This is a genomic window from Pseudomonas sp. Colony2 (assembly GCF_019382755.1).
Classification (GTDB): domain Bacteria; phylum Pseudomonadota; class Gammaproteobacteria; order Pseudomonadales; family Pseudomonadaceae; genus Aquipseudomonas.
The window spans coordinates 1,254,638-1,262,165 of sequence record NZ_CP080030.1 but is presented as its reverse complement, the minus strand read 5'-3'; the positions used below and the strand labels follow the sequence as shown (position 1 = coordinate 1,262,165).

Annotated in this window: 8 protein-coding genes; 3 read left to right on the top strand and 5 right to left on the bottom strand. The window is 59.9% G+C overall.

Annotated elements, in window-relative coordinates:
* Window positions 1-126: 126 nt before the first annotated feature.
* The 5 genes from rplS to ffh all read right to left on the bottom strand — a co-directional run bounded on the left by rplS (window position 127) and on the right by ffh (window position 3,697).
* Window positions 127-477: a 50S ribosomal protein L19 gene (rplS, locus tag JV201_RS05240; RefSeq protein WP_003175895.1), complete on the bottom strand. Its 351-nt coding sequence runs from the start codon at window positions 475-477 to the stop codon at window positions 127-129.
* A gap of 45 nt (window positions 478-522) precedes the next feature.
* Complete coding sequence (trmD, locus tag JV201_RS05235; RefSeq protein ID WP_237151084.1) at window positions 523-1,233, bottom strand: tRNA (guanosine(37)-N1)-methyltransferase TrmD; 711 nt, start codon at window positions 1,231-1,233, stop codon at window positions 523-525.
* Between the two features lie 43 nt (window positions 1,234-1,276).
* Window positions 1,277-1,813: a ribosome maturation factor RimM gene (rimM, locus tag JV201_RS05230; RefSeq protein ID WP_003175898.1), complete on the bottom strand. Its 537-nt coding sequence runs from the start codon at window positions 1,811-1,813 to the stop codon at window positions 1,277-1,279.
* A 5-nt stretch (window positions 1,814-1,818) separates the two neighbouring features.
* Window positions 1,819-2,070, bottom strand: a complete 252-nt coding sequence (rpsP, locus tag JV201_RS05225; RefSeq protein ID WP_003209587.1) for a 30S ribosomal protein S16 — start codon at window positions 2,068-2,070, stop codon at window positions 1,819-1,821.
* 250 nt (window positions 2,071-2,320) lie between these two features.
* A complete protein-coding gene (ffh, locus tag JV201_RS05220) occupies window positions 2,321-3,697 on the bottom strand; it encodes a signal recognition particle protein (RefSeq protein ID WP_003209589.1) in 1,377 nt (458 codons plus the stop codon).
* 234 nt (window positions 3,698-3,931) lie between these two features.
* On the opposite strand from ffh, the gene JV201_RS05215 reads away from it, so the two are divergent.
* From JV201_RS05215 to JV201_RS05205, 3 genes are all read left to right on the top strand, one after another.
* The gene (locus JV201_RS05215) at window positions 3,932-4,744 is read left to right on the top strand and encodes an inner membrane protein YpjD (protein WP_010176828.1); all 813 of its coding nucleotides are present in this window, start codon (window positions 3,932-3,934) and stop codon (window positions 4,742-4,744) included.
* Between the two features lie 12 nt (window positions 4,745-4,756).
* Entirely contained in the window at window positions 4,757-5,995 is a 1,239-nt protein-coding gene (locus JV201_RS05210; protein WP_219406596.1) for a transporter associated domain-containing protein, read from the top strand.
* Window positions 5,996-6,216: 221 nt separating this feature from the next.
* Entirely contained in the window at window positions 6,217-7,527 is a 1,311-nt protein-coding gene (locus JV201_RS05205) for an MFS transporter (protein ID WP_003209595.1), read from the top strand.
* The last annotated feature ends 1 nt before the right edge of the window (window position 7,528 follow it).

Below are 7,528 nucleotides of genomic sequence, written 5' to 3'. Positions count from 1 at the left end.
AAGGTCAGTACGACGCTGAATTTCTTCGAGGCGAGTAGTCATGAATAAGTACCGGGGAAATAGACAAATTTCAGGCAACAAAAAAGCAGCCCGTAGGCTGCTTTTTTCTGCATCGGGAAGCTGGACTTAAGCCAGTTTTTCCTTGATGCGAGCTGCTTTACCGGACAGGTCACGCAGGTAGTACAGCTTGGCTTTACGTACGTCACCGCGACGTTTAACGGCCATGCTGTCGATTTGCGGGCTGTAAGTCTGGAAAGTACGCTCTACGCCAACACCGTTGGAGATTTTACGAACAGTGAAAGCACTGTTCACACCACGGTTACGCTTGGCAATTACCACGCCTTCGAACGCTTGCAGACGCGAACGGTCGCCTTCCTTCACTTTCACCTGAACGACAATGGTGTCGCCCGGGGCAAAGGTAGGGATCTCTTTGGTCATCTGCTCTGCTTCGAGTGCAAGGATGATTTTGTTAGTCATGCTGTGCTCCTAAGGTAAGTCGTCGGACCTACCATCGATACGTTGTTAACTATCGTCCCGCGCGAGGATGTATTCCTCGAGCAGCTTCTTCTCTTCTCCAGAAAGCGAGCGGCTTTCCAGAAGATCGGCGCGTCGTTCATAGGTCCGCCCGAGGGACTGCTGTAAACGCCAACGCCGGATGTGTGCGTGATTGCCACTTAGCAATACGTCGGGAACACGCTGATCCGCATACACCTCCGGTCGGGTGTAGTGCGGGCAATCCAGCAAACCATCCGTGAAGGAATCTTCCTCCGCGGAGTCCGCATGCCCTAAAGCTCCAGGCAGCAGTCGTGTAACCGCATCTATCAGGACCATCGCCGGCAGCTCGCCGCCAGACAGGACATAGTCCCCAATCGACCACTCTTCATCGACATGAGCATCAATAAAACGCTCGTCAATGCCTTCATAGCGACCGGCAATCAGGATTAATGCTTCCAGATTCGCCAACTCGCGTACCGCCGACTGATTCAGCTGACGGCCTTGAGGGGACAGGTAAATTACCTTCGCCTTCTCCCCGGCGGCTGCCTTGGCCTGAACCAACGCATCTTCCAGGGGCTTGATCTTCATCACCATGCCCGGGCCACCGCCAAATGGGCGATCGTCCACAGTGTGATGTCGATCCGTCGTGTAGTCTCGCGGGTTCCAACAGGTGAGCTGCAAGAGCCCCTGTTTCACCGCCCGACTGGTGATGCCGTACTCGCTGATGGCGGAAAACATCTCGGGAAACAAACTGATCACTTCAACGCGCAGGTTAGCCACGTTAGAAGTCCGCGTCCCATTCCACCTTCATCTCGCCCGCTGCCAGGTCGACGGCCAACACGCATTGCTCGGTATAGGGCAACAGGCGTTCGCGATCATCCAGGCTGCCAGCGCAAGGCTTGACCACCATTACATCATTGGCGCCGGTTTCCAGAAGATGATCGATTTTCCCGAGCAATTGCCCAAGTTGATCAATAACCTTCAGACCTTCCAGCTGGTACCAGTAGTACTCGCCGTCGGTCAATTCAGGGAACAGGTTGCGCGGCACGCAGATCTCATAACCGGCCAGAAGACGAGCTTCTTCACGATCATCAAGACCCTTGAGCTTTGCGACCAGGAACTTGTCGCTCCCGCGTCCACTGACCAGCTCTACCTGTTTCACACTACCTTCGCGCTTGAGCGTCCAGGTCTTGTACTGCAACAGGTTTTCAGTCGGATCAGTAAAGGAATACACCTTCACTTCGCCGCGAACGCCATGAACAGAATAAATCTTGCCGATAACGATCAAATCATCAGCAACCGCTGGCGTCGCGTTCATATTGCTCAGGCCGCAGCCTTAGATGCATCCTTCAACAACTGAGCAACGCGCTCAGAAGGTTGTGCACCAACGCTCAGCCAGTAGGCTACGCGCTCTTGGTTCACGGACAGACGGACTTCTTGACCACGAGCGATCGGGTTGAAGAAGCCAACTTGTTCCTTGTGAGAGCCGTCACGTGGGTTGCGGCTGTCAGTTACGGTCAAGTGGTAAAACGGGCGCTTTTTGGAGCCGCCAAGGGCAAGACGGATTGTTAGCATGTGAACATCGTTCCTGTAGTCGGTGCTGCAAATCTAAATGCACAGCGGGCATAGGTGCCCGAAAGGCCGCATATTCTAAGGAATATCCGGACTTTTGCAAATGTCTTTTTCTGGCGCCTATCAGCGTGCCATTCAGATCTGCTATAGAGCCGTCGGTTAAAACGGCAAGTCAGCTCCCGCCAATGGCGGGTTTGCTGGAGATCCCGCATCCCTGCGGGTCGGAGCAGAAGCGAACTTCTGCTCGAATTCTTTACATTTTCGGCATGCCGCCGCCGGGCAACATACCGCCCATGCCGCGCATCATCTTGGCCATCCCGCCTTTTGCGGAGAATTTCTTCATCATCTTCTGCATCTGCTTGTGCTGCTTGATCAAGCGACCGATGTCCTGCACCTGGGTGCCGGAACCCATGGCGATCCGACGTTTGCGCGAACCGCTGATCAGCTCAGGGTCGCGGCGCTCGGCCGGGGTCATGGAATTGATGATGGCTTCCATCTGCTTGAATTGCTTCTCTGCCGCGCCCTGGGCATTGCCCATTTGCGCCAGGTTCACGCCGCCGATGTTCGGCAGCTTGTCCATCAGGCCGCCGAGGCCGCCCATGTTCTTCATCTGTTGCAGCTGGTCGCGGAAGTCTTCGAGGTCGAAGCCCTTGCCCTTCTTCAGCTTTTTAGCCAGCTTGTCGGCCTTGTCCTTGTCGAGGGTCGCTTCCGCTTGCTCGATCAGGCTGAGCACGTCGCCCATGCCGAGGATACGCGAGGCTATCCGCTCAGGGTGGAACGGCTCGAGCGCTTCGCTCTTCTCGCCCATACCGATGAACTTGATCGGCTTGCCGGTAATGGCGCGTACCGACAAGGCGGCACCGCCACGGGCATCGCCGTCGACCTTGGTCAGGATCACACCGGTCAGCGGCAGTGCATCACCAAAGGCCTTGGCGGTATTGGCCGCATCCTGGCCGGTCATGGCATCGACCACGAACAGGGTTTCTACCGGGTTGATCGCGGCATGCAGCGCCTTGATCTCGCCCATCATCTCTTCGTCGATGTGCAGGCGACCGGCGGTATCGACGATGACCACGTCGATGAATTTCAGCTTGGCTTCTTTAATAGCCGCCTGGGCGATATCGACCGGCTTCTGGCTCAGGTCGGACGGGAAGAAGGTCACGCCCACTTCGCCCGCGAGCATTTCCAGCTGTTTAATAGCCGCCGGACGGTAAACGTCGGCAGACACCACCATCACCGACTTCTTCTTGCGCTCTTTAAGGAAGCGCGCCAGTTTGCCGGCGGTGGTGGTCTTGCCCGCACCTTGCAGACCGGCCATCAGCACAACGGCTGGCGGCACGGCGCTGAGGTTCAAATCTTCGTTGGCCGCGCCCATCAGGCTTTCGAGTTCGGCCTGGACGATCTTCACAAAGGCCTGGCCCGGCGTCAGGCTGCGGGACACTTCGGTGCCGACCGCGCGCTCTTTGACCGAGTTGACGAAGTCCTTCACCACCGGCAAGGCGACGTCGGCTTCCAGCAACGCCATGCGCACTTCACGCAGGGTGTCTTTAATATTGTCCTCGGTCAGCTTGGCCTTGCCGGTGACATGGCGCAGCGTCTGCGAGAGACGGTCAGTCAGATTTTCAAACATGCGCGATCCTTTCAGGCCCTATTCATCGAAATGCATTGTTAGACCGAGGTAATGGCGGCCCAGGCTGTGGTAAGTCGCTATTAAAAACAGCGCTCGGCGAGCCTGCGGCGTGGGCAGGTCGCGGATTATAGCGAAGACTGTCGCCATGCACACCCGCTGTCTGGCCTGAGAGTCTTTCGTGTTACGCAGGTGTATGCCAAACTCAGCGCCTTTCGGGCCTGCTTAACAGGATTTATGCTCCCTTTGTCACCCAGTTTGCTACCCAGCCTCGCCGCCGCCATCTTGTATGCCGCTGCGACCCTCTATCAGGGCACTCGTCTGGCCCAAGGCGCCAAGGCCGACAAACGCCTGCTGGTAGGCCTTGGCGTCCTCGCCCTGCTGGCTCACGCCGCCAGCCTGTTCACGCACTTGATGACGCCGGTCGGCCTGGGCCTGGATTTCTTCAGCGCTGCCAGCCTGATTGCCGCCGCGGTGATCGCGCTGACCCTGATGGCCTGCTACCGGATCCCGGTGGAGAACCTGCTGGTGCTGTTGTTCCCGCTCGGGATGCTGACGGTGCTGCTGGCGCAATTCACACCGACCGGCACCGTGCAGGTCATTGATGAAGAGCCGGGCATCCTCGCCCACATCCTGCTGTCGATCCTCGCCTACGGCATGTTCACCATCGCGGTGTTCCAGGCCTTGCTGCTGCTGTTGCAAGACCACCAGCTCAAGCACAAGCACCCGTCGGGGCTGATCAAGAACTTCCCGCCGCTGCAAACCATGGAAAGCCTGCTGTTCGGCTTCCTCTGGGCCGGCTGGACGCTGCTGTCGCTGTCGCTGATCTCCGGCTGGCTGTTCGTCGAGAACCTGTTTGCCCAGCACCTTGTGCATAAAACCCTGCTGGCCTGCCTGGCCTGGGTGGTGTTCAGCGTGCTGCTGTGGGGCCGCAACCGTCTCGGCTGGCGCGGGCACAAGGCGATCCGCTGGACCCTGGCCGGTTTCTGCCTGCTGATGCTGGCCTATTTCGGCAGCAAGCTGGTTCGCGAATACATCCTGCATATCTGACGGGCAGCCGACATGGACAACTTGCCCTTGGGGCCGATGCTTGCGGTAGTAGCCTTGCTGGTTTTATGGTCGGCGCTGTTTACCGCCATCGAAGCCGCCCAGCAACATTTGCTGGCCCTGCGCCCCGGCACCCGCCAGGGTGACAAAGCCGCCACCCGCCTGAACTTCCCGCGCAACAGCCTGATCCTCTGCAACACCCTGTGCCGCGCCGTGGTGGTGATTCTCTGCACCCTGCTGGCGATCTACGCCTGGGCGCAAAACGGCCCGTGGCTCGGCTGGGTGATCTCCAGCGCGGTCCTGCTGGTGCTGGCCGACTATCTGCCGCGCGCCCTGGCCACTCGCCACCCGCAAACCATCCTTGGCTTCGGCAATACCTTGCTGAGCGTGCCGCTGAAAATCCTTTATCCGCTGGCCTGGCTGCTCAACGGTGTCAGCCTGTTGCTGCTGCGCCCGTTCACCCGCAAGCCCGGGCTGGTCAAGAAGAGCGACGAGCAGCAGCCGGACCAGGACGACGAGCCGGAAGCCGAAATCCCCAACACCCGCGCGCCGGGCATGCCGGGCATCCACGCCCTGGACAACATCACCGTCAACGACATCCTGGTGCCCCGCAGCGAAGTGGACGGCATCAACCTGGATGACCCGGTAGAGGAAATCATCGAGCAACTGCGGGTTTCCACCCGAACCCGGCTGCCGGTGTTCCACAGCGACATCAACCAGGTCGAGGCGGTGCTCAACACGCGGCAGATCCGCCACCTGCTGCCGGACGCCAGCCTGACCAAGGAAGCGCTGCTGGAGGCCTGCCACGAGCCCTACTTCGTTCCGGAAAGCACGCCGCTGCAACTGCAACTGCTGAATTTTCATAAGCAACAGCGCCGCCTGGGCATGGTTGTGGATGAGTACGGCGAAGTGCTGGGCATTGTGACCCTGGAAGACATTCTTGAAGAAATCGTCGGTGAGTTCGAAAACGAGCACCACCTCGACAACCCGCACATCCAGCCGCAACTGGATGGCCGCTACGTGATCGACGGCGCCGCCTCGATCCGCGACTTGAACAAAACCCTCGGCTGGCACCTGCCCAGCGACGGCCCCAAGACCCTCAACGGCCTGGTGACCGAAGCACTGGAGACCATTCCGGATTGCGCCGTGTGCCTGAAAATCGGCCGCTATCGCCTGGAAATCCTCGAGACCGAGGACAACCGCGTCGCCAAGGTGCTGATCTGGCACACCAGCACGGTGCCGGTCGCCGCTTAAGCCCCTTGTTGGATCCGCAAACCCCTTCCTATAATCGGGTGGCTTACCCAAGCCCCGCCCGACCGCGTGCTACCCGCACTGAGCGCGTCCAGGCACCGCTTTACCGTGTCTGACCGGTGTTTGCTCCCATCCCGAGCCGCCCCGCGCACAACCCTGATCCATGGGTGTTCGACCAATAATAATCCGCGTCCAAACGCGCAATGACCGTCAGGGATACCTCAATGAGCACCACCTATAACGAGACGGCGACCGCCGCCCCGACCAACTCGACGGCCCGGGTCGCCACCGCTAGCATCATCGGCACCGCCATCGAGTTCTACGACTTCTATATCTACGCGACTGCCGCAGCCCTGGTGATCGGCCCGGTGTTCTTCCCGCAAACCTCCGGCACGGCGCAGATGCTCGCCTCGTTCCTGACCTTCGGTATCGCGTTTATCGCGCGGCCACTGGGCTCGGCGCTGTTCGGCCACTTTGGTGACCGGATCGGTCGCAAGTCGACACTGGTCGCCTCTTTGCTGCTGATGGGCGTGTGCACCACGCTGATCGGCTTGCTGCCCGGTTATGACAGCATCGGGGCCTGGGCACCGATCCTGCTCTGCGTACTGCGCTTCGGCCAGGGCCTCGGGCTTGGCGGCGAATGGGGCGGCGCGGCGTTGCTGGCCACCGAGAACGCCCCGAAGGGCAAACGCGCCTGGTTCGGCATGTTCCCGCAGTTGGGCCCGTCGATTGGCTTTCTGGCGGCCAACGGGCTGTTCCTGATCCTGGCCATGAGCCTGAGCGACGAACAGTTCCGCAGCTGGGGCTGGCGCATTCCGTTCATTCTCAGCGCGGCGCTGGTGATGGTGGGGCTGTATGCGCGGCTCAAACTGCATGAAACGCCGGTGTTCGCGAACGCCGTGGCCAAGGAAGCGCCGGTGAAGGTGCCGCTGGTGGAACTGTTCAGCCAGCATTGGCTGCCGGTCCTGCTGGGTGCGGCCTCGATGGTGGTGTGTTATGCGCTGTTCTATATCACCACCGCGTTTTCCCTGAGCTACGGCGTGTCTACGCTGGGTTACAGCCGTGAAACCTTCCTCGGGCTGTTGTGCTTCGCGGTGCTGTTCATGGGCGCGGCGACGCCGCTGGCGGCGTGGGCCAGCGACCGTTACGGGCGTAAGCCGGTGCTGATTGTGGGGGCGATTCTGACCATCCTCTCCGGCTTCACCATGGAGCCGTTGCTGACCCACGGTTCAACCTGGGCCGTGGCACTGTTCCTGGCGCTGGAGCTGTTCCTGATGGGCGTGACGTTTGCCCCGATGGGCGCGATGTTGCCGGAACTGTTCCCGACCCGCGTGCGTTATACCGGTGCTTCGGCGGCGTATAACCTGGGTGGGATCGTGGGTGCGTCGGCGGCACCGTTCTTCGCGACCAAGCTGGTGGCGATGGGCGGTTTGAGTTATGTCGGCGGGTATGTGTCGGCGGCAGCGGTGATCAGCTTGATTGCTGTGCTGTGCCTGAAAGAGACGCGCAATAACGATTTGAACAAGGTCGCCTGAT

Bases quoted from the DNA above. Each gene is read 5' to 3' on its own strand.
- rplS (WP_003175895.1), bottom strand. From the start codon at position 477: ATGACTAACAAAATCATCCTTGCACTCGAAGCAGAGCAGATGACCAAA.
- trmD (WP_237151084.1), bottom strand. From the start codon at position 1,233: ATGTTTTCCGCCATCAGCGAGTACGGCATCACCAGTCGGGCGGTGAAA.
- rimM (WP_003175898.1), bottom strand. From the start codon at position 1,813: ATGAACGCGACGCCAGCGGTTGCTGATGATTTGATCGTTATCGGCAAG.
- rpsP (WP_003209587.1), bottom strand. From the start codon at position 2,070: ATGCTAACAATCCGTCTTGCCCTTGGCGGCTCCAAAAAGCGCCCGTTT.
- ffh (WP_003209589.1), bottom strand. From the start codon at position 3,697: ATGTTTGAAAATCTGACTGACCGTCTCTCGCAGACGCTGCGCCATGTC.
- JV201_RS05215 (WP_010176828.1), top strand. From the start codon at position 3,932: ATGCTCCCTTTGTCACCCAGTTTGCTACCCAGCCTCGCCGCCGCCATC.
- JV201_RS05210 (WP_219406596.1), top strand. From the start codon at position 4,757: ATGGACAACTTGCCCTTGGGGCCGATGCTTGCGGTAGTAGCCTTGCTG.
- JV201_RS05205 (WP_003209595.1), top strand. From the start codon at position 6,217: ATGAGCACCACCTATAACGAGACGGCGACCGCCGCCCCGACCAACTCG.